Genomic DNA, 20,529 nt, shown 5'->3' on the forward strand with positions numbered 1-20,529 from the left:
GGCCTCAGTGTTCGTTCCAGTCGTCGCGACCGATCAGCTTGCTCGTGAACTTTTCTAGCAGGTAAGGGATGTCTCCCTGCTTGGCGTGCGCGGCCATCTTGGCGAGCCGGCACGATATGCCGTAGAGCGGCCCTATGCCCGGTTCTGTCTGTCGTATCTTGCGAACGATGGCACTGCGTTCTTCCAGCAATACGTCTTGCAGCCTGGCCGTCTTGGTCTCGGCATGCATGGTGTAGACGCCGTAGGCGTCTGGCACGATGGTGTTGGGGCCCGCATACAGCAGGCGGCTCCAGAGGTCCAGGTCCATGCAATAGCGCTTGTCTTCGTCCAGCATGCCGTATTTCTCGAGCAAGTCTCGGCGGAAGATGGCAGCCTGGTTCGGGATCGAGGCTTTCACCACGGTCAGCATGCCGCGGTCGACGGGCGTGTACTGGATTTCGCGGAATATCCGGTTTTGGGCGTCGGCGATATAAAGATTGCCGCTGACGATGGGCGGCCGTCCGGCCGACGCCGCCTTGCCCAAACGCAGCAAGGCACCTGGGAAGAACAGATCGTCGGAGTTTTGCCAGCCGACGTATTCGCCTGTTGCGCGAAGGAATCCCTCGTTAATCGCATGAGATTGCCCACGATCGGGCCGGCTCGTCCAATAGGCCAAGTATTTCTCGTACTTCCGGATGATCTCGACGCTGCCATCGGTCGAGCCGCCATCGATGATGATGTACTCGAGGTTCGGATACCCCTGGTTGAGCACCGACAGGATCGTGCGTTCGAGGAACTTCGCCTGGTTGTACGACGGCGTCACGATTGTGATCTTCGGCAACAGGCCGGTCGCTACCGGGCGCGGAGGTTTCAGGCAACTGATGAAGTTGACCAGTTCCCGGGTTTTCGTGGCGTGATGTCTGCGCATATATTCCCTGAACATGTGACAGCCTATCGAGTCGCGATCGTGGCGGGAGGTGGGAGATGTTCGCGCGAATCGCGTAGTGCGAGCCCTACGGCGGCGAACGTGATCACAGCGTAGGCTATGCGTCCGATGGCGGCGGCGTTCTGGCCGGCGGGGCCCGCGAGCACCACCATCAGCACGAGCATGGCCGCGCCGCCCAGCCCGTTGAGCAGGGCGACGGCGCGGCCGTTGCCCAGGCCGAGCAGTGAAAAATGGGCAGCCGCGTTCATCGACAGGATGCCCGACGCCAGGATCAACAGGTCGAATGTCCACTGCTGGCCTGCGACCTTGTCCGGCCCGAGCATCCAGCGCAGCAGTGGTTCGCTCACGGCGAGCAGCGCCAAGGTCCCGGCGGCCGATAGGATGAGGTTCCAGCGCATCAGGCGGCGTATCTCTTCTCCCGCGGCGCCGGGGCTGGGGGGGGCGACGAGCAGGCGGTTGACGCGCGGCATGGCTTTCTGGAATACGGCCACCGCTGCGGTATGGATGATCTGGCCGACTTGAACGCCCACGGCATACAGGGCCAGCGCGGCTGGGCCCATCAGGCTGCCGACGGCAACTCGGTCGAGCGATCCGAAGGCGAGGGCGCTCACGCCGTGCAGCCAGGACCAACGCGAGAATCGGAATGCGTCTTTCATCGCGGCGCGCTCTGCAATGGGGCGGACCCCATATCGACCTTCCCCGCGGGCGAAAACCAGCATCTTGACCCCAGCCGACAGAAGCAGCCCCGAGCTTTGCGCGGCAGCCGTCCACAGCGCGCTATGCGTGAGCCAGGCGGCGGTGCAGGCCAATGTCAGTGCGCCGACACGGCCCCCGCATTCGCACAAGGCGGTGGCCGTGAAGCGCTCGCGACCTTTCAACGCACCGGCATAGAGCTGGTCCAGCTGTTGCGCGAGATACATGGCCAGCGCCGCGGGAAGCAAGGCGAACAGGGGGGCGTTCCCGAAGCTGGCTTCGGGCCAGGCCACCGCGAACATGACGGCGGCGGCGAGCGTCAACACGGAAACGGCGGCCAATGCGCAGAAGATGAGGGCCGATGCGACGCCTGCGCCGCGCAAGGCTCCCCCGGGCTCGTGCGCCCGCTCGGCGACGAGCTTGGTCGCAGTGACCGACGCGCCCAGGTTGGCGAGGTTTCCGAAGCCGGCGACTGCAAGAATCATGGCATATTGACCGTAGCCGACCGTATCGAGCCGGTGCAGCAGCACGGGAATGGCCGCCAGTGCAATGAGCGGCCCGCAGCCGTACTCGATCAATCCCCAAAAGGAGGCATTGCAGGCGACGTGGCGCCGGATCCATCGCAGAGGGGCCATGGGTCAGCTCAGCGCACTGGTCAGCCGCTGCTGGGCACTGGATTCGCGCAGGAACTGGCGATACGTCATCGCAATCCCCTCGGCCAGAGAGATCTCGGGCTTCCACCCCAACTCCCGCATGCGCGAGGAGTCGAGCAGCTTGCGCGGTGTGCCGTCGGGCCGGCTGAGGTCGAACTTGATCTTTCCTTCGTAACCCACGATCCTGGCGACGAGACGGGCGAGCTCGGCGATGCTGATTTCCTCTCCGGAGCCGATGTTGTAGATGGCGTGGTCGGGGTCGCCTTCCATGAGCTGGACGCAAGCGCGGGCCAGGTCGTCCACGTGGAGGAACTCGCGCAGCGCTTGGCCAGTGCCCCAGACCGTCACGAAGGGCGCGTTGGCAAGCTTGCCTTCGTGGAACTTGCGAATCAGGGCTGGCAAGACGTGGCTGCTTTCCAGGTCGTAGTTGTCACCCTGTCCATAGAGATTGGTCGGCATCGCGCTGATGAAGCAGGACCCGAACTCGCGGCGATACGCTTCGCACAGCTTGACGCCGGCAATCTTGGCGATGGCGTAGGCTTCGTTGGTACTCTCGAGCGGGCCAGTCAGCAAGTGTTCCTCCCGCATGGGCTGCGGGGCGAGGCGCGGGTAAATGCACGAGGAGCCCAGGAAAAGCAGCCGAGATACCCCGGACTCGTACGCGGCGCGGATGACGTTGGTCTGGATCAGGAGGTTGCGTGCCAGGTAGGCGACGGGATGCCGCTCGTTGTCGAGTATTCCGCCCACTTTGGCCGCGGCAAGATAGACGACGTCCGGCCGCTCGCGGTCGAAGAACTGCTGCACGGCAGCCTGGTTCTCGAGGTTGAGTTCATGGCGGGATGGCGTCAGGAGGTGCACGTAGCCCTTTCGTTCCAACTCCCGGCGGATCGCGGAGCCCACCATCCCGCGATGTCCTGCTACGAAAACGCGCGCGAGGCCGGTCTTCATAGTTACTCCTTGTAGGCGAACACTTCGTATCCGTTTTCTTCCATGAGCGCATCGCGCCGGGCCTCCTTCAGGTCGCTTTCGACCATCTCCCTGACGAGCTCGGGCAAGGAGGTCTTGGGCGTCCAGCCGAGCTTCTCCCTGGCTTTGCTGGCATCGCCGAGCAGCGTGTCGACTTCGGTGGGGCGGAAGTAGCGCGGATCGACCCGTACGATGACTTGTCCGGGACGGACTTTGTCGTGGACTGCGCTAAAGAGAACGGTTGCCGTCTCCCGCACGCCTTCCCCTTCCCAGGAGAGCAGCAGGCCGAGCTCCCGTGCAGCCATGTCGATGAATTCGCGCACGCTGTATTGCATGCCGGTCGCAATGACATAGTCGTCAGGCTTATCCTGCTGCAACATCAGCCACTGCATTTCGACGTAGTCGCGGGCGTGTCCCCAGTCCCGCTTCGACGAAAGATTGCCCAGGTACAGGCAGTCCTGCAGTCCCATCGCGATGCGCGCAAGCCCCCGGGTGATCTTTCGGGTGACGAAGGTCTCGCCCCGGCGCGGGGATTCATGATTGAAGAGGATGCCGTTGCACGCATAAATGCCGTAGGCTTCCCGGTAGTTGACGCAGATCCAGTACGCATAGAGCTTTGCCGCTGCGTAGGGGCTGCGCGGGTAGAACGGGGTGGTCTCGCGCTGGGGCGTTTCCTGGACCATTCCGAACAGTTCGGAGGTCGAGGCCTGGTAGAAGCGCGTGCGGTCGGCGAGCTTGAGCATGCGGATCGCCTCGAGCAGCCGCAACGTTCCCAACGCGTCGGTGTTGGCGGTGTACTCAGGCTCTTCGAAAGAAACGCCCACGTGGCTTTGTGCCGCCAGGTTGTAGATCTCATCGGGTTGGACGGCCTGCACGATCCGGATGAGGCTGCAGGAATCCGTCATGTCGCCGTGGTGGAGCACGAAGTTGCGCGAACGCTCGTGAGGGTCTTGGTAGAGATGGTCGATACGGGCCGTGTTGAACATCGACGCCCGGCGCTTGATGCCGTGGACTTCGTAGCCCTTTTCCAGCAAGAGTTCGGCGAGGTAAGCGCCGTCTTGTCCGGTTATGCCCGTTATCAGTGCTCGCTTCGTCATGGTGGTGTCCTTATGGCTGGACGCTCGGCCGAAAAGAGTCGGCCAGTGGTGAAAAGATTACGTTGCAGTTTTCGCGGTGGATATCGATCAAAGGGTCTAGGACGGGCGGCGGGATCAGACCCGTCCATACATGTCCTGGAACCGGACGATGTCGTCCTCGCCGAGGTAGGGCCCGGACTGGATTTCTATGATGTCCAGGGGGATCTTGCCGGGGTTTTCCAGGCTGTGGACCTCACCCAATGGGATGAAGGTAGACTGGTTCTCGGTCAGGAGATACTGCTTGTCGCCGTTGTAGATGCGGGCGGTGCCGGAGACGACCACCCAGTGTTCGGCGCGGTGGTGGTGCATTTGGAAAGAGAGGCGGGCGCCCGGCTTGACCGTGATGCGCTTGATTTGATAGCGCTCGCCGCGATCCACGGAGTCATACCAGCCCCAAGGGCGCTGGACTTGCCGGTGCTGCGTGATCTCGGTGCGGTGCAAGACCTTGAATTTTTCCACCAGGCCCTTGATGTCCTGCGATTTGCTCTTGTGCATGACCAGGATGGCATCGGCAGTTTCTACCACGACGATATCGTCGAGCCCGATGGACGCCACCATGCGGTGGGTAGCGTGCACCAAACAATTGCGGGAGTCCTCGAGCAGCACGTCGCCGTGGATGGCGTTGCCGTCCGGGCACTTCTCGGCGATGCTCCAGACGCTGTCCCAGGTGCCCACATCGCTCCACGTGCAATCGAGCGGAATGATGACCGCATTCCTGGTGTGCTCCATGACGGCGTAGTCGATGGAGTCGGCAGGGCAGGATGCGTAGTGGACTGGGTCCAGCTGGAAGGTCGCATGATCGCCCTTGCCGTCGGCGACGGCGGCACGGGCGGCTTCCAGCATGGCGGGTGCGCACCGCTCGAGTTCCGCCAGATAGGTGGATGCGCGGAACGCGAACATGCCGCTGTTCCAGTAGTAGCCGCCTTCGGACAAGAAGCGCTTGGCCTGGTCGGCGGGCGGCTTTTCGACGAAGCGGCGCACGTTCAATGCATCGCCCTGGTCGGCGGCCGGACCGCCCGCCTGGATGTAGCCGTAACCCGTTTGAGGAGACGTCGGCGTGACGCCGAAGGTCACCAGCGCGCCGCGGGCGGCGTGGGCGTAGGCGGAGGCGAAGGCCTTGCGCAGGGAAGGCCCGTCCTCGAGAACGTGGTCCGATGGCATGACCAACAACACCGAGTCCGGATCGTCGTCCATGGCGCGAAGCGCGGCGCAGGCAATGGCGGGGGCAGTGTTGCGGGCGCAGGGCTCGAGGATGATTTCGACGTCCGTCACCCCCACTTCTTCCGCCTGCTCCTTGGCAATGTAGCGATGCACGTCGTTACACACGAATATGGGCCGGTGCTCCGCGTTGGCATAGCCCAGGCGCAATAACGTGTTCTGCAGCAGGCTGCGGGAGCCGTTCAGGCTGATGAATTGCTTGGGGAGCGATTCGCGCGAAAGCGGCCATAGGCGGGAGCCTGCGCCTCCGCACAATACGACGGCTCGGAAACGGGCAGGGAGGTCGGTCATGAGACGCTCTCCTTGAAGTAGGCTTGGGTGTATGGGTGAACGTCGGGGTGTGCGCCCGCGACGCCGGGAGACATCCAGCGGTAGCTGCGGTGTTGTCCAAGGGGAAAGGTGAACGCGTCCGCCGCGACCGAGGCTTCGAAGGCAAGTACGATGTAATGGGTCGCCCGGCCTTGTTCCTCGGCGAAATTGACGGAATAGAAGTGCTCGTAGACGCCTTTCGGAGTCCAGGCGGAAGCAGGAAGAACGAGCGACAGTTCCTCGCGTGCTATGCGCGCAAGCGCATGGGCCAGCGTCTCGTTCTTGCGGATGCGCCCGCCCGGCACGAACCAGGTGTCCTTGGCCGGGGGGTTGCGACGCAGCCCGAGCAGGTAGGCGCCGTCGCTATTGCGCAGCAGCAAGTCGATGGAGACGAGCGGCAGCATGTCTACTGCCTTGCGAAAGTCCTCGTTGCTCAGATAGCCGGCCTGGGGCCGTGACGGAACGTCAGTACGCATTGCGACCCGTCCAGCCAGTAAGCGCCGTCTTGGCGATGATGCGCAGGTCCATCAGGAACGACCAGTTCTGTATGTAGTACAGGTCGAACTCGATGCGGGCGCGCATCTTGTGAATGGTTTCCGTCTGGCCCCGGTACCCGTTGACCTGGGCCCAACCCGTGATGCCGGGCTTGACGCGGTGACGCATCATGTAGCGGTCAACCACGTCCTTGTAGAGCTCGTTGTGCGCCAGGGCGTGCGGGCGAGGCCCTACGACGGACATGTCGCCCTTGAGTACGTTGAAAAACTGCGGAAGCTCGTCCAGGCTGGTGGCGCGCAGGAATGCGCCGATGCGAGTGACGCGACTGTCGTTGCGCGTCGCTTGCGTGACTGTTCCGACTTCCTCGTGGACCTTCATCGTCCGGAACTTGTAGACGTTGAAGATTTTTCCGTCCACGCCGAGCCGTGGCTGTTTGAACAAGACCGGCCCCGGGGACGTGAGTTTGATCAGGATGGCGATCACCAACATGAGGGGAGAAAAGACGAGGATGGCGCAAAGCGAGAAGACGCGGTCGAAGGCTTCCTTGGCCCAGCCGCGGATGCCGATTGCGGGCAGGCTATTCAAATGGATGGAGGGCAGGCCCATGAAGTTGTCGATTCGGTGGCCGAGCAGGCGGATCGACATGACGTCCGGGATCCAACGGATTTCGACCAGGTCATTGCGAAGTTGGTAGAGCACTTCGTGCACTTTCTGCCCTTGCTCCATGGGAAGCACGATCCAGACTTCCCGGACATTTGCAGATCGCAGGAAATTGGACAGTCCCTCTAGCGACGTCAGCCGGCGCACGCAGCTGGGGAGCTTTTCATCGGTGCCTGGATAAATGCCAGCAACCTCATAGCCCGTTGCCCGGTAGTGTTCGACGCGTCGCCAGAGTTCGCGCCCGAGGGCGCCGAATCCGATGATGACGACACGTTTTTGATTCAGCCCGCGGTCACGCATGGCCGCCAAGGCGGCGTAGATGCCGAGTCGCAGGCCCATGAGCGAGAGCGCCGTCAACAGGAACCAAGAGGATGCCCAGGACAGAGAAACGATGGCGCTCATATCGAGAAGAAAGCTGAGCAGGATGCCCAAGGCGTAGACCGTGCACCATGCAGCCAGCGTCCTCAATAGCAGTTCGCTGAGCTGTCTCCCGCGCCATGAACCGTAGAGGCGGAACGCGGGAAACACCAGCAGCGCGGCCAAGGTGCTGAAGGCGATCAGGAAAAGGTGGATGGGAGCAGGCGCCATGTTCGTGCCGTAAGGCAGCCGCCACTCAGCCGCAGCCAGTCCGCATGCCACGACGAGGCTGGCGTCGAATAGTCGATATAGGACGGGCGCACCACTCACGCGCTCGGATTCCGAAAAAGCCGACTCCATTACGCACTCCTAGGTGGTATGGGGAACGTACGCAGATTGATGCAATGGATTGGCGAAGTCCCGGGTCGCCACGTGGAAAAGCTTATTGAGCGGCGTGGTGCAGCGAAACAACCGGATGGATGAAGAGAGGGATGATGTAGGACCTAAACCGTCCGTCCAATGGGCGGGGATGGCAAAAAAAGGTGGAATGGTGGCAACCCGATTGCATCGGGTCTCATCAGCCAACGTAGTCACCCACCGCGAGCTGCCATGAAAGACTTCTTTACTACTACCGTTCGAGTCGTCATCCTCGCTTTGACGCTCTCTACGCTCGGGGCGTGCGCATTCGCGCCCGGCATGCGCTTCGACCCCGACTGGCCCGTCGACCCCAACGATCCGAACTCGGTTCCCCGCATTACGCGGATCACGCCTTCCCTGGTCCTCGAGGAGAAGCGCGTTCGCGAAGCCGAGGCGGATACCGCGTATCACGCCCTGGCAGGAGAAGGGATGCCCTATGTGATCGGGCCGGGCGACATCCTGTCGATCGTCGTTTGGGACCATCCGGAACTCGTGCTTCCGACCCAAACCTACGCTATTGGGGCCGGCGCGACGGAACTAACCCTCGGGGATTCGTCTTCGAACATTCCGGGCTATCCGGTATCGGCTGAGGGTTACATCCAGTTCCCGTACCTGGGGCTAGTGAAGGTGGCCGGATTGACTGAGACCGAGGTCCGGGATTTGATCACTAAGAACGCTGTCGACTATATCCGCAACCCGCAGATCACCGTGCGCGTGCTCGGCTACCGCAGCAAGCGGGTGTATTTGGAGGGTGAGTTGAAGAACCCCGGCGCAGTCGCCATGAACGACCTGCCACTGAACCTCATGGAGGCCATCAACCGGGCCGGCGGGTTGCTGCCGTCGGCGGACCGAAGCCGGGTGTACGTGCTCCGGGGCGGACAAGCTGTGCGCTTGGATTTGCCCCGGTTGATCGCGCGCGGCCAGGACCTGACGAAGATCATGCTCAAGCCAGGTGACATCGTGCGCGTGTCCCCCCGGGAAGAGAGCAAGATCTTCGTGATGGGCGAAGTGAACGCGCCGCAAGCCATGACCCTGCGCGACGGACGCATGAGCCTGACCGAAGCGCTGGGCAACGCTGGCGGGCTCAACCAGAACACCGTCGATCCATCGCAGATCTTCGTCGTGCGGACGACGCCGGAGGCGTTACCTGACGTTTATCACCTGGATGCCAGTTCGGCTTCCGCCCTAGCCGTTGCAGAACAGTTCGAGCTCAAGCCCAAGGATGTCGTGTTCGTGGATACCGGCAATCTGGGTCGCTGGAATCGCTTCGTCAGCCTGCTGTTCCCGAGCGCACAGACTGCCTATACCGCCGCACGCATCGACGACCGTTGAGCGACGCCCAGGACTGTTTGATGAAGACCAAACCCTTACAAGCGAGCTGACGATGACCTTGCCTATTGAATCGTTCGAGCCTTCTACGCCCGTCCGACGGCCGGAGACCCCCGTATCGTCGTATGTGGATGCAGTGGTGACGCGGCGGTGGTCCATCCTGGCGACGCTATTGGTGGCGCTCGGAGCTGCCGCCTTGTACCTAATGTTGGCCCGCCCCGTCTACCGGGCTGACATCCTGGTGCAGGTCGAGGAAGAGCAACCCACGTCACCGGCACGCACACTGCTAGGCGACGTATCCGCCATGTTCGACGTCAAGCCGGCCACGACGGGGGAAATGGAGATACTGCGGTCGCGCACCGTCGTCCGGGCTGCCGTGGAACGGTACCGGCTCTACATCGATGCATCGCCTGACTACTTCCCCGTGGTCGGCCGCTGGCTGGCGGAGAAGAAATACGGAAAAGTGATCTCCCAATGGCTGCCGCCGAACGGCTACGCCTGGGGCGAGGAGCTCATCGCCGTCAGCAAGCTGGACGTGCCGCACTCGTTGCTGACCAAGAAGCTGAGGATCACCGCGCTCGGCGACGGCCGCTACCGATTCTACGACCGGACGCACGGCTTGGCCTTCGAAGGAACAGTCGGGAGGCTCGAGCGGTTCATCGTGCCGGACGGGTCGATCGACATCCAGATCGATGCGCTCCAGGCGGCGCCGGGCACGGACTTCACGGTGCGCCGGTGGTCGAGGTTGATGGCCGAGGAATCGGTGCAGGCGCGCCTGGCCGTGTTCGAGCGCGGGAGGCAGTCCGGCGTGATCGGGGCCACCTTTGAAGGCAATGACCCGATCCTGACCGCCCAAATCCTCAACGAGATCGGGCGGGAGTACGTCCGCCAGAACGTCAATCGCCGCGCCGAGCAGGCAGAGCGTTCGCTGGCTTTCCTGGATAGCCAGTTGCCCGCCATGAAGAAGGCGTTGGACGAGGCCGAGTCGCGGTACAACGCGTTGCGCAACTCACGCGGGACCATTGACCTGAGCGAAGAAGCCAAGCTGATACTCGCCCAGTCTACCGAGGCCCAGACCAAGGTCGTCGAACTGCGTGCGCGGCGCAGCGAGCTGGATACGCGCTTCTCGCGTTCCCACCCCAGCATCATTGCCATCGACCAGCAAATCGCATCGTTGAATGCGGACATCGGCCGGCTCAACAACCGCATCCGGCAGCTGCCCGATCTCGAGCAAGACGTCGTGCGGCTGGTGCGCGACGTAAGGGTGAACACCGAGCTCTATACGGCGCTCTTGAATAACGCCCAGCAGCTCAAGCTGATCCGTGCCGGCAAGATCGGCAATGTACGCATACTTGACATGGCCGAAGTGCCGGAGGAGCCCGTGCAGCCCAAACCCGGCATCATCCTTGCCGTGGCGGCGGGCATCGGGCTGGTGGGCGGCACGTTGCTGGCCCTGATGCGCAATGCCTTGTTCGGTGGCTTGACGGATCCGGACGAAGCGCAGCGGTTTACCGGCTTGCGCGTGCTCGGCACCATTCCGTACAGCGAAGCGCACGAGCGCTTGTGGCGGCATGCGCTCAAGCGCAATACGGGCGTGCAGCCTTTGTTGGCGCAGAAGCGGGGCAAAGACCCGTCCATCGAAAGCCTGCGCGCGTTGCGTGGCGTCATGCAGAAGTCGCTGCAGCATTCGGTCAGCAATATCCTGGTGTTCACCGGCCCGATCCCGGGCGTGGGAAAATCTTTCGTTTCGGCGAACTACGCTTTTATCCAGGGGGCGGTCGGAAAACGCGTGCTGCTCATCGACGCCGATTTCCGGAAAGGTCAGTTGAACCGTTACTTCAATCTGCCGAAAGAACCGGGGCTGTTCGAAGTGCTTGCCGGCTCCACGTCGGTTGAGAAGGTGAACAAGCGGAACGTTGCCGAAGGCGTGGACTTCATTTCCACCGGCATCGTGGCCTTCGACCCGTCCGAGCTGCTCGCCTCGTCGACGTTTGCGCATACGCTCAATGCCTTGGCGCGAGACTACGACCTCGTCATCGTCGATACTGCCCCGGTGCTTTCTTCTTCGGATGCCGCGGCCGTGGGCGTGCACGCGGCGGCCGTCGTGATCGTGGTGAGAGATGGCATGAACACGGTCGGCGAAATCCGGGAGACGGCCAAGCGGTTGGTGGAAGCCGGTGCGCCGGTGGACGGCCTGGTGTTCAACGGCCTTAAGCTGCTGCCCAAGCGCTATGGGTTCCGGCCCAAGTATGGCAACTACCGCTACGCCCGCGCGGATTACTACAGCGAAGAGCCACACCGGACGTAGGGTGGCCCGATCCCCGGCGGCCCATCGCGGCTGCGGGGATCGCTAGGGCAGGCGCGCGCTTTCGTTTGCTTGGGCGAGCTCGTCCGGCTCGGCAAGCCAGTCGCCCGCCTCGCCGTCGCGCCTTGCATCGGCATCGAGGAATAGACCCCGGGTCAGTTCCAGCGCCTGGCGCTCGAACAGGCGGCGGTAAACGCCGTTCGGCCTGCGGATCAGCAATTCGTGGCTGCCTTCTTCCACGACCTTGCCACGGTCCATGACCAGCAGCCGGTCAAGCGCCCGCACGGTAGAGAGACGGTGGGCGATGACGAGGGTGGTGCGGCCTTCCATCAACCGCTCCATTGCTTGCTGGATCAGCACTTCGCTTTCGCTGTCCAGGCTAGAGGTGGCTTCGTCCAAGATCAAAATGGGTGCGTCGGCGAGGAAGGCTCGCGCCAGCGCCACGCGCTGGCGCTCTCCGCCCGAGAGCTTGACGCCGCGCTCGCCCACGAGGGTGTCGTACCCGCGCGGCAGGGCCGCGATGAAATCGTGGGCGTTCGCCAGGCGCGCAGCGCGTTCGATCTCCTCTCGCGTCGCTCCCGGCCTGGCATAGGCAATGTTTTCCGCCAAGGATCGATGGAATAGGATGGGTTCCTGCTGCACGATGGCGATCTGCCGGCGCAGCGAGTCCTGCCGGACGCGGGAGATATCCTGCCCGTCTATGGTGATGCGGCCGCCGGTCACATCGTACAGGCGCTGGATCAGCTTGATGAACGTCGTCTTGCCGGAGCCGGAGGGGCCGACCAGCCCGATGCGTTCGCCCGGGGCGATGCGTATCGAGAAGTCTTCGTAGAGAGGTCGGTCATGCGTCCCATAGCGGAAGTGCACGCGCTCGAAGCAAATTTCTCCCTGGCGCACGACGAGGATGCGCGCGTTTGGCGCGTCCTCGACGCCCAGGGGCTGCCGTTCGAGCGCGACGAGTTCTTCCATGTCGTTGACCGACCGTTGCAAGTTGCGCACGTTCATGCCTACGTCGCGCAGATAGCCTTTGAGTATGAAGAAGGCGGTCATCGCGAAGGCGATGTCTCCAGGGCCTGCCTGCCCGCCCGCCCACAGCAGCAAGGCCGAGCCGACGATGGCGCCTTGCATGAGCAGCAGCATGCCTCCTTGTATGCCACCATTGAGGGTGCCTCGCCGCCAGGTGCGGCGAGTGCGTTCCCGCCATTTCCATACTATGCGGGACAAGCGTTCTTCTTCGCGTGTTTCCGCGCCGAACGCCTTGACGACGGCGTTGCACGTAATGGCGTCGGCCAATGCACCCCCCAGCTTGGTGTCCCAGGCATTGGCCAGACGTGCGGCTGGCGCGACGTATCCCAGCGACAGTGCCACGGTGATTGCCACGTACAGCACGGACCCGACCCCGACCAGGGCGCCCATGAGGGGCCAGCTCACGCCTAGCACCACGGTCACGCCGACCAGCATGATGAGCGAGGGGAACAGGGAGATCAGCAGGGTATCGTTGAGCAGGTCCAGCGCCCACATGCCGCGCGTAATCTTGCGCACGGTGGACCCCGCGAAGGTATTGGCATGCCAGTCGGTCGAGAAGCGCTGCACGCGATGAAAGGCCCGGCCAGCGATTTGGCTCATCATCTTGAGCGTCAAGACGATGATGTTCCGGAAGGCGACTTGGCGCAGGAGCGTGCTTCCCGCTCCCAGGGCGAGGATCAGCCAGAATGCCGTGAGTGCGGCGTGCCAGGCTGAGTCGCGCGCCGCACCTGCAGCCACGGCGTCGACCAGCCTGCCCGCGTACATGGGTGTCAGGACGTCGGTCAGCGTGGAGAGCAGGATGGTGAGGAGGATGGCCAGGATGCGCCAGGGCTGCGCGGCCCAGTGGCGGAACGTGAAGCCGAGCACGCTCCGAAAGGAGGGACCGCGGAAGTCGAGTTTCTTGAAAGCCATATGCGAGGGCCCGTGCTCGGCTTCGAGCCGGGTCTTCAAAGTCCGGAAGAAAGCATGCCTGGCCGCCGGACGCATGGCGGTGCGGAGGCGGACGGTCGTGCGTCCGCGGTCGGGACCCTGCCGGAGCGATGAGCTGGAAAGGACGCGGAACCATGCGGGAGACGTTGCAAGCCATGGGGCTGCGGCGTCTTCCGGGAGGGGTTGGCGGTCGGGGGCGGCGCTTGAGTTTTGGCGTACAGTCTAGCAACGCGTGCGACGATGGGCAACGACCGACCGCGCCCGCGTCGTGGGCGGAATACACTTGCCGCGCCTCGCGCAGGGGCGGGAATCAGCGCAAATAGCGAGTCAGAGGACGAGATGGACATTGCAGTAATGGGAGCGGGCGCCGTGGGCTGCTACTACGGCGGGATGCTTGCACGGGCCGGACACCGCGTTACCTTGATCGGCAGGCCTGCGCACATGGAGGCGGTGCGGCGCAGCGGGCTGCTGCTCGACATGCATTCGTACCGGGGGCATGTCCAGCTACAGGCCGCCGAAGGGCCGGAGGCCGTGGCAGGCGCCGAGCTCGTGCTGTTCTGCGTGAAATCTACCGATACCGAAGCGGCCGGGCGGATGATCCGTTCGCATCTTTGCGCCGACGCAGTCGTCCTGAGCCTGCAGAATGGCGTGGACAACACCGAGCGCCTGCAGGCACTGCTGGCCCAGCATGTCATTCCGACCGTCGTCTACGTCGCGGTGGAGATGGCCGGCCCGGGGCACGTGCGCCATCACGGACGCGGCGAGCTGGTGCTCGGCCGGTCCACGCGCAGCGAGGAGATCGCTGCCGTGTTGAACGCCTCCGGCATTCCGGCAACGGTGTCGGAGAGCGCCGTGGGCGAGCTCTGGGCCAAGCTCGTCCTCAATTGCGCGTACAACGCCTTGTCGGCCATCGCCCAGATGCCCTACGGCCCGCTCACCCAACAAGGGGAGGTCCTGGACGTGATGCGCGACGTCGTCGACGAATGCCTGGCGGTGGCGGGCAGGCTGGGCGTGAGCGTGCCCGGCAATCCGTGGGATGCGGTGCTGCGCATCCGCGAAACCATGCCGACGCAGCTGTCGTCGACGGCGCAGGACCTGGCCCGCGGCAAGCGCAGCGAGATCGACCACCTGAACGGCTACATCGTGCGCAAGGGGCGCGAGCTCGGCGTCCCGACGCCCGTGAACCGCACCCTCGCAACCCTGGTCAGGCTCATGGAGAGCCGGGGCGGGTGAGCCGCCTTATGCCGCGACTGCCAGCGGCTCGAGGTCGGCAAGGAAATGATCGCGCCATTGCCGGATGCTGTTGTCGCGCAGGAGTTGCATCATGTGGCCGTGGCGCTCGAGCCGCTCGGGTAGCGGCATGTTCAACGCACGATGCAGGGCGCAGGCCATCGCCTCGATGTCATAGGGGTTGACGATGATCGCCCCGTCCGCCAGCTCGTCGGCCGCGCCGGCGAATTCGGAAAGCACCAGCACGCCAGGGTCCTCTGGAGCCTGGGCTGCCACGTACTCCTTCGCCACCAGGTTCATGCCGTCGCGCAGCGGCGTGACAAAGCCGACCTGGGAGGCACGGAAGAACGACAACAGCGCAGCGCGGTCGTATGCGCGGTTCATGTAGCGGATGGGCGTCCAGGAAAGCTCGGTCCATCGGCCATTGATGTGGCCCGCGGTGCTTTCCAGCTGCCGGCGGATGTGGCGGTAGCCCTCGACGTCCGAGCGGGACGGCGGCGCGATCTGGAGAAAGCTGACGCGTCCGCAGTGGCTGGGATAGGTTTCCAGCAGGCGCTCGAAGGCGTTGAAGCGTTCGACCAACCCTTTGCTGTAGTCCAGGCGGTCCACGCTGATGATGAGCTTGCGCTCCTGCAGCCCTTGCTTGAGCGTCGTGACCAGCTTGGAGCGGCTGCGCGCCTTGGATTTGTTTTGTATCTCGTCGGGAAGAATGCCGATGGGATAGTGCCCCACGCGGACACGCCGGGAACGGGTGCGCAGCACGCCGTCGGCATCGAGGGGTAGGCCGAGCCGCCGCGTCGCGTAATCGAGGAAGGCCTGTGCGTCGCCGCGAGTCTGGAAGCCGACGAGGTCATAGTCGCACAGGGCTTCCACCAGTTCCCGGTGGGGCGGGATGGTGCGCAGCACGCCTTCGGACGGGAAGGGCGTGTGGAGGAAGAAACCGATGCGGTTGCGCAAGCCTTTGCGACGACAGGCGCGCGCAAAGGGGATGAGATGGTAATCGTGCACCCAGATCCGGTCATCTTCGTCGACGAGTTCCATGAGCATGGAGGCCATCCGCTCGTTGACGGCGATGTAGCCGGCGTACTCCCGGGAGGCATACCGGGCGAGATCCACCCGGTAGTGGAAGGCGGGCCATAGGGTGCCGTTCGAGAAGCCGCGATAGTACGCGTCGTATTCTTCGCGGGAGAGACTGGTGGTCGCGCAGTCGAGGCGGCCGATGCGATAGGTGGACAGGCCGGCTTCGGCGGGATTCTCCTCGATCTTGCCGTTCCATCCGAACCAGAGGCCGTCCTGCCGCTTGAGCGCGTCGAGCACGCCAACGGCAAGGCCTCCAGCGCTGCTTCTTCCGACGGCCGCGGACGGCACGCGATTGGAGACGATGACGAGTTTGCTCATTCCGTGATCCTCTATACGCGGCTCCCGGCGCCGCGCGAAGCGAGGGCCAGGAGACCATTCAGCCAGAGCGCGAGGGCAGCCGGATCCGCCAGTCGCCATAACGCCGATGTGTCGCCGCCGCCTATCTTGATCGAGACGCCACCCAACCGGTTGACGGCTTGGAACGCCGGTTCGTCGGTCAGGTCGTCTCCCGCCATGATGGGCATGCGGCGCGAGAACGGATCGACGGTCATGAACCGTTCGATGGCCCGGGCCTTGTCCGCGCCGCGCGGCCTGACCTCGACGACCATCTTCCCGTATTGGAGTGCGTAGCGTGAGCTGAAAGGTTCGGCTGCCGCCCGCACTTCTTCCCTGACCCGGTCCTCCAGGCCGGGGGCTTGTCGGTAGTGAATCGCGAACGAGAGTCCCTTGTTTTCCAGGTATAGGCCTGGATGCCGTGCAGCGATGGCGGCGAGTGCGCCGCGCAGGCGCGCGGATTCATCCGGGTCGACCGACGCCTCCCATAGACGCCCGTCGGGCGCCCGCCATTGCGCGCCGTGCAGGCCGCCGGCAGGCAGGCGCAGCGGCTGCAACATGCGGTCTATCGTGTCGAGGGCACGGCCCGAAACCACGGCCACAGCGCCTTGCGTGGCACGCTGCAGGCGTTGCAGCAGGGCGATCGTGGAGGCGGGGACCGCCGCGGCGTCCGGCATCGGCGCGATCGGCGCAAGCGTTCCGTCCAGGTCGAAAAAGAAGGCGCAGCGTGCCAAGTCGGGAGCAGGGCCTTGGCTAGGGGCTGTGCCCTGTCTCAGGGTATCGGCAAGCAGGTTTCTGAGGAAAGAAAACGAAGGAGAGCTTTCGTTCGTTCCGGTCATTGCCTGTGGATGCGCGCTCTATGTATCATTTTTTTTCACCTTCATGATAGCGGATGTTAAGTAACCACGCGGTTCGGGGGTGGTTCATTCTGCGTGTTTTTGTGTCTATTTCCGTCAGCCTGCGGCGTCGCCACGAGGCGCGAGGCGACATGAGGCCGCTGCATGGGCAATACCCTTCGCGCACGTAGGCGGAGAGTCACCGGCGCATGAACATCGAGCGCCGGTTTCGATTGCGCATCTCGCCCGCCACTTCCCGTACCACGTCGATGAAGAGTCGCACGCTCTCCCGCACTTCGCCCATGCCGAGCGTCGTGAGTCCGACCGCCGCGGAGGTGGGGCTGGTATCCACGGGCAGGGCTCGCGCCTCGCCGCGGTCGAGGTCGGCCTCGATGACGCCGTAGGGGACGAACCATATCGCGTCGCTGGTGCGCATCAGGGAGCGCGCAACAGTGGAGGAAAGCGTTTCCACGATCTGCTGCGGGATGCCTACTCCGCTCGATTGCAGGAAGGTTTCCGCTGCCGGCCGGATGTAGGTGCCCTTCATCGGCAACACCATTGAGAATGCCCCTAGGTCGGCGGGCCCGAGGGTGGGACGAGTGAGCAGCGGGTGGTCGGGGCGCACGGCCATGACGAGCGGTTCCATGTACAGGTGCTCGAATGAGATCCCCACCATCTCGGATGGGTGGCTGATGCGTCCGATCACCAGGTCCAGTTCGCGCAGTTTCAGGCGCACCAGCAAATCGGCGTTGGTGCCGCCATGTGCGGTCACGACGAGGTGGGAGTAACGGGCCTGCATTTCCTGGATGGCCTTGGGTACCAACGTGGCCGCCGCGGTAGGAAGAATGCCGATGCGGATGTGCTCGGGGGCCTTGTCGCCGGCGCCGAGCAGTTCGAAGCCGTCGCGCAGCGCCCCGATGGCCTGGGCGGCGTGGCGCAGCAATATGTGGCCTGCCGGCGTGAGTTCCAGGCCTTTGCGGTGGCGCAGCGCCAACGTCTCTCCGGTGATCGCCTCCAGTTCGGCCAAGCTCTTGGAAACAGCAGACGGGGTTTGCGAAAGTGCATCGGCCGCTTTCAACACGCTGCGATGGCTGGCGAGGGCGATCAGGCATTGCAGGTGGCGCAGGCGCAGCCTGGGGTCGAGGACGCGCGGCATGTTTTCCTTTTGCTCCATCAATTTCAAAAAAGATCAACCAATATTAACTTTTAGCCGCCTATCATCGTGAGCAAAGCGCGGAACGCGCGATGTGGCGTTCCGTAAGCGAGGAGGAGATTCGAATGCTGAAAAAGACTGCTCGTGTGTCGGCCGTGACGTTTGCTTGGGCGCTGGCCTGCTTGCCCGCGGCGGCACATCCTGCGTACCCGGACAAGCCGATCAAGTTCGTAGTCAATTTCACGGCGGGAGGGCCGCTGGACATCATGGCGCGCCTCGTCGCCGAGCGGCTCAGCGCCATCCTGAAGCAGCCGGTGGTGGTCGAGAACAAGACCGGCAGCGGCGGCAACATCGGGGCGGCCGCCGTGGCCAGCGCGGCCCCGGACGGTTATACCGTGCTATTTAGCTTGGATTCGATCTTCACCGTGAATCCCAGTTTGTATCCCTCCCTGGGGTTTCGGCTCGACCAGTTGAAGCCGATCATGCGGCTGGCGTCGTCGGGCATGCTGATCGCCGCCCACCCGAGTGCCAAGGCCGACACGCTCGAGGCACTCGTGGCGCGGGGGCATGAGGATATGGTGGCGTTCAGTTCGGCGGGCAACGGCTCTCCCGGGCACCTGGGGCTTAGCATGCTGTCGCAGGCGACCCGGATGAAGATCAACCACATCCCGTACCGCGGCAATGCGCAGGCCGTCCTGGCCGTCGTCTCGGGCGAGGTCCAGGCCGCTGTACTCGCGACGCCCGGGCTGTTGCCGCACGTGAACGCCGGCACGGTCAAGGCGCTCGCCGTCACGGGCTCCCAGCGCTCGCCGTTGCTGCCGCAGGTTCCCACGACGGCGGAGCAGGGTTACGCAGCAGTCAGGCAGGACGTGCTGTATCTTGCGATGGTTCCTTCCGGCACGCCGGATTCCGTGGTCCAGACGTTGAGCCGGGCCGTGCAGCTGATCATGGCCCATCCTGAGGTCCAGCAGCGGCTGCGTGCCATGGATTTCACGATCGAGACGCGTGACGGGGAGGCCGCGGCCAGGGAACTGGCCGAGACCCGTGAGCGCTACGCCCGCATCATCAAGTCGGCCGGCATGAGCGTTGATTGAACCGAGTCAAGAACGAGACCATTGCGTATGACTAATTTTGTCTTCATCCTGGCCGACGACCTCGGCTATGCGGACCTCGGGTGCTACGGCGGGCGCCAGCCCGTTTCCCCCCACCTGGACCGCATGGCTGCGCGCGGCATGCGCTTTACCCAGGGCTATTCCAATTCGCCGGTGTGTTCGCCGACGCGCTTTGGCCTCATCACGGGGCGCTATCAATATTGGCTGCGCGGCGCCGCCGAAGAGCCCATGACGGGCAAGTTCCGCGGCAGCACCACGGTCGGCCTGCCGCCGGAGCATCCCACCCTGCCTTCCCTGCTGCGCGAGCGCGGTTATCGCACCGCATTGATCGGCAAATGGCACCTGGGTTATCCGCCGCATTTCGGACCCTTGAAGAGCGGATACGAATACCACATCGGTCCGTTGTCCGGGGGCGTGAGCTATTTCAGCCATGTAGACCGCACCGGCAAGCACGACCTGGTCCGCAACGGGGAGCCGGTTCGCTACGATGGTCGCTACCTCACCGATCTCTTGACCGATGAGGCCGTGGCTTACTTGCAGGCGCGGGGCCAGGATCGCCAGCCGTTCCTGCTCAGCCTGCACTATACGGCGCCGCACTGGCCCTGGGAGACGCGCAGCCAAGGCGGCCCGAACCCCGAGACTGACAAGGACATCCGACACTTGGACGGGGGGTCCATACACGTCTACGGCGAAATGATCAAAGCCCTGGACGAAGGCTGCGGCCGCGTATTGGATGCCTTGGAGGCACTCGGCCTGGCCGAGGATACCCTGGTGATCTTCACCAGTGACAACGGCGGGGAGCGGTTTTCTGATTCGTGGCCATTGGTCGGGGGCAAAATGGACCTGACCGAGGGCGGGATCCGCGTACCCTATATCGTCCAGTGGGGCGACAAGCTCGCGCCGGGGTCGATATCCACCCAGCACTGCATGACCATGGACTGGACGGCAACCATCCTGGACATTGCCGGCGTTGCGCCGCATCCCGATTATCCGCTCGACGGGGTATCCCTGCAGCCGGTGTTGCGGGATCCAGCCCACACTTTCCCGCGCGAGATGTATTGGCGCATGAAGTACCGCAACCAACGGGCCATGCGGGATGGCAAGTGGAAGTACTTGGCCATCGAGGAGAACGAATACTTGTTCGATTTGTCCGTCGACGAGCGCGAACGGGCCAACCTGGCGCGGCGCTACCCCGAGCGCCTGGCGGAAATGCGCGCAAGGTATGATCGCTGGAATGCCATTTTCGGCCCCATTCCGCCGGATGCGAACAGCGAACTCGTTTATACCGAAAAGGACATGCCGAGTCGCTGAGGAGGGGAGCCGGCCGCGGCCGGGCCGCCCCCGGGGCCGCCATGCTACGGGGGAC

Annotated in this window: 16 protein-coding genes; 5 read left to right on the forward strand and 11 right to left on the reverse strand. The window is 63.8% G+C overall.

Features of this window, described 5'->3' with window-relative positions:
* Positions 1–4: 4 nt before the first annotated feature.
* The 7 genes from Q0319_RS08465 to Q0319_RS08495 all read right to left on the reverse strand — a co-directional run bounded on the left by Q0319_RS08465 (position 5) and on the right by Q0319_RS08495 (position 7,772).
* Positions 5–907 carry a glycosyltransferase family 2 protein gene (locus Q0319_RS08465; protein WP_296463491.1) on the reverse strand — a complete coding sequence of 301 codons (903 nt, stop codon included), beginning with the start codon at positions 905–907 and terminating at the stop codon, positions 5–7.
* Between the two features lie 23 nt (positions 908–930).
* Positions 931–2,253 carry a lipopolysaccharide biosynthesis protein gene (locus Q0319_RS08470; protein ID WP_296463489.1) on the reverse strand — a complete coding sequence of 441 codons (1,323 nt, stop codon included), beginning with the start codon at positions 2,251–2,253 and terminating at the stop codon, positions 931–933.
* Between the two features lie 3 nt (positions 2,254–2,256).
* The gene (locus Q0319_RS08475; RefSeq protein WP_299451785.1) at positions 2,257–3,219 is read right to left on the reverse strand and encodes a GDP-L-fucose synthase; all 963 of its coding nucleotides are present in this window, start codon (positions 3,217–3,219) and stop codon (positions 2,257–2,259) included.
* Positions 3,220–3,221: 2 nt separating this feature from the next.
* A complete protein-coding gene (gene gmd / locus Q0319_RS08480; RefSeq protein ID WP_296463484.1) occupies positions 3,222–4,334 on the reverse strand; it encodes a GDP-mannose 4,6-dehydratase in 1,113 nt (370 codons plus the stop codon).
* Positions 4,335–4,448: 114 nt separating this feature from the next.
* Positions 4,449–5,882 (reverse strand): mannose-1-phosphate guanylyltransferase/mannose-6-phosphate isomerase, encoded by a 1,434-nt coding sequence (locus Q0319_RS08485; protein ID WP_296463482.1) that lies wholly within the window; start codon positions 5,880–5,882, stop codon positions 4,449–4,451.
* Complete coding sequence (locus tag Q0319_RS08490; RefSeq protein ID WP_296463480.1) at positions 5,879–6,376, reverse strand: NUDIX domain-containing protein; 498 nt, start codon at positions 6,374–6,376, stop codon at positions 5,879–5,881. Before Q0319_RS08490 ends, Q0319_RS08485 begins: the two co-directional genes overlap by 4 nt.
* Complete coding sequence (locus Q0319_RS08495) at positions 6,366–7,772, reverse strand: undecaprenyl-phosphate glucose phosphotransferase (RefSeq protein ID WP_296463478.1); 1,407 nt, start codon at positions 7,770–7,772, stop codon at positions 6,366–6,368. The genes Q0319_RS08490 and Q0319_RS08495 overlap by 11 nt, the downstream gene beginning before the upstream one ends.
* A 249-nt stretch (positions 7,773–8,021) precedes the next feature.
* Between Q0319_RS08495 and Q0319_RS08500 the strand changes: the two genes are divergently transcribed.
* Positions 8,022–9,161 carry a polysaccharide biosynthesis/export family protein gene (locus Q0319_RS08500; RefSeq protein WP_296463476.1) on the forward strand — a complete coding sequence of 380 codons (1,140 nt, stop codon included), beginning with the start codon at positions 8,022–8,024 and terminating at the stop codon, positions 9,159–9,161.
* Positions 9,162–9,213: 52 nt separating this feature from the next.
* Positions 9,214–11,466, forward strand: a complete 2,253-nt coding sequence (locus Q0319_RS08505; protein WP_299451789.1) for a polysaccharide biosynthesis tyrosine autokinase — start codon at positions 9,214–9,216, stop codon at positions 11,464–11,466.
* Positions 11,467–11,508: 42 nt separating this feature from the next.
* Here Q0319_RS08505 and Q0319_RS08510 read toward each other — a convergent pair whose 3' ends face one another.
* Positions 11,509–13,401 carry an ABC transporter ATP-binding protein gene (locus Q0319_RS08510; RefSeq protein ID WP_299451790.1) on the reverse strand — a complete coding sequence of 631 codons (1,893 nt, stop codon included), beginning with the start codon at positions 13,399–13,401 and terminating at the stop codon, positions 11,509–11,511.
* Between the two features lie 357 nt (positions 13,402–13,758).
* On the opposite strand from Q0319_RS08510, the gene Q0319_RS08515 reads away from it, so the two are divergent.
* Positions 13,759–14,652 (forward strand): 2-dehydropantoate 2-reductase, encoded by an 894-nt coding sequence (locus Q0319_RS08515; RefSeq protein ID WP_299451792.1) that lies wholly within the window; start codon positions 13,759–13,761, stop codon positions 14,650–14,652.
* A 6-nt stretch (positions 14,653–14,658) separates the two neighbouring features.
* Here Q0319_RS08515 and otsA read toward each other — a convergent pair whose 3' ends face one another.
* The 3 genes from otsA to Q0319_RS08530 all read right to left on the reverse strand — a co-directional run bounded on the left by otsA (position 14,659) and on the right by Q0319_RS08530 (position 18,054).
* Positions 14,659–16,047, reverse strand: coding sequence for an alpha,alpha-trehalose-phosphate synthase (UDP-forming) (gene otsA / locus Q0319_RS08520; RefSeq protein ID WP_296463469.1), 1,389 nt, complete (start codon positions 16,045–16,047; stop codon positions 14,659–14,661).
* An 11-nt stretch (positions 16,048–16,058) separates the two neighbouring features.
* Positions 16,059–16,796 carry a trehalose-phosphatase gene (gene otsB / locus Q0319_RS08525; RefSeq protein ID WP_296463468.1) on the reverse strand — a complete coding sequence of 246 codons (738 nt, stop codon included), beginning with the start codon at positions 16,794–16,796 and terminating at the stop codon, positions 16,059–16,061.
* 301 nt (positions 16,797–17,097) lie between these two features.
* A complete protein-coding gene (locus tag Q0319_RS08530; RefSeq protein ID WP_296463467.1) occupies positions 17,098–18,054 on the reverse strand; it encodes a LysR substrate-binding domain-containing protein in 957 nt (318 codons plus the stop codon).
* A gap of 122 nt (positions 18,055–18,176) precedes the next feature.
* On the opposite strand from Q0319_RS08530, the gene Q0319_RS08535 reads away from it, so the two are divergent.
* Positions 18,177–19,145: a tripartite tricarboxylate transporter substrate binding protein gene (locus tag Q0319_RS08535; protein WP_296463466.1), complete on the forward strand. Its 969-nt coding sequence runs from the start codon at positions 18,177–18,179 to the stop codon at positions 19,143–19,145.
* A gap of 27 nt (positions 19,146–19,172) precedes the next feature.
* A complete protein-coding gene (locus Q0319_RS08540) occupies positions 19,173–20,474 on the forward strand; it encodes a sulfatase-like hydrolase/transferase (RefSeq protein ID WP_296463464.1) in 1,302 nt (433 codons plus the stop codon).
* Positions 20,475–20,529 lie beyond the last annotated feature (55 nt).

It is taken from the genome of uncultured Pigmentiphaga sp. (assembly GCF_937950555.1).
Lineage (GTDB): Bacteria > Pseudomonadota > Gammaproteobacteria > Burkholderiales > Burkholderiaceae_B > Pigmentiphaga.

Coding starts and splice junctions, on each gene's coding strand:
- gmd (WP_296463484.1), bottom strand. CDS start 4,334: ATGACGAAGCGAGCACTGATAACGGGCATAACCGGACAAGACGGCGCT.
- Q0319_RS08515 (WP_299451792.1), top strand. CDS start 13,759: ATGGACATTGCAGTAATGGGAGCGGGCGCCGTGGGCTGCTACTACGGC.
- Q0319_RS08535 (WP_296463466.1), top strand. CDS start 18,177: ATGCTGAAAAAGACTGCTCGTGTGTCGGCCGTGACGTTTGCTTGGGCG.
- Q0319_RS08470 (WP_296463489.1), bottom strand. CDS start 2,253: ATGGCCCCTCTGCGATGGATCCGGCGCCACGTCGCCTGCAATGCCTCC.
- otsA (WP_296463469.1), bottom strand. CDS start 16,047: ATGAGCAAACTCGTCATCGTCTCCAATCGCGTGCCGTCCGCGGCCGTC.
- Q0319_RS08510 (WP_299451790.1), bottom strand. CDS start 13,401: ATGGCTTTCAAGAAACTCGACTTCCGCGGTCCCTCCTTTCGGAGCGTG.
- Q0319_RS08490 (WP_296463480.1), bottom strand. CDS start 6,376: ATGCGTACTGACGTTCCGTCACGGCCCCAGGCCGGCTATCTGAGCAAC.
- Q0319_RS08505 (WP_299451789.1), top strand. CDS start 9,214: ATGACCTTGCCTATTGAATCGTTCGAGCCTTCTACGCCCGTCCGACGG.
- Q0319_RS08465 (WP_296463491.1), bottom strand. CDS start 907: ATGCGCAGACATCACGCCACGAAAACCCGGGAACTGGTCAACTTCATC.
- Q0319_RS08495 (WP_296463478.1), bottom strand. CDS start 7,772: ATGGAGTCGGCTTTTTCGGAATCCGAGCGCGTGAGTGGTGCGCCCGTC.
- Q0319_RS08500 (WP_296463476.1), top strand. CDS start 8,022: ATGAAAGACTTCTTTACTACTACCGTTCGAGTCGTCATCCTCGCTTTG.
- Q0319_RS08485 (WP_296463482.1), bottom strand. CDS start 5,882: ATGACCGACCTCCCTGCCCGTTTCCGAGCCGTCGTATTGTGCGGAGGC.
- Q0319_RS08540 (WP_296463464.1), top strand. CDS start 19,173: ATGACTAATTTTGTCTTCATCCTGGCCGACGACCTCGGCTATGCGGAC.
- Q0319_RS08475 (WP_299451785.1), bottom strand. CDS start 3,219: ATGAAGACCGGCCTCGCGCGCGTTTTCGTAGCAGGACATCGCGGGATG.
- Q0319_RS08530 (WP_296463467.1), bottom strand. CDS start 18,054: ATGCCGCGCGTCCTCGACCCCAGGCTGCGCCTGCGCCACCTGCAATGC.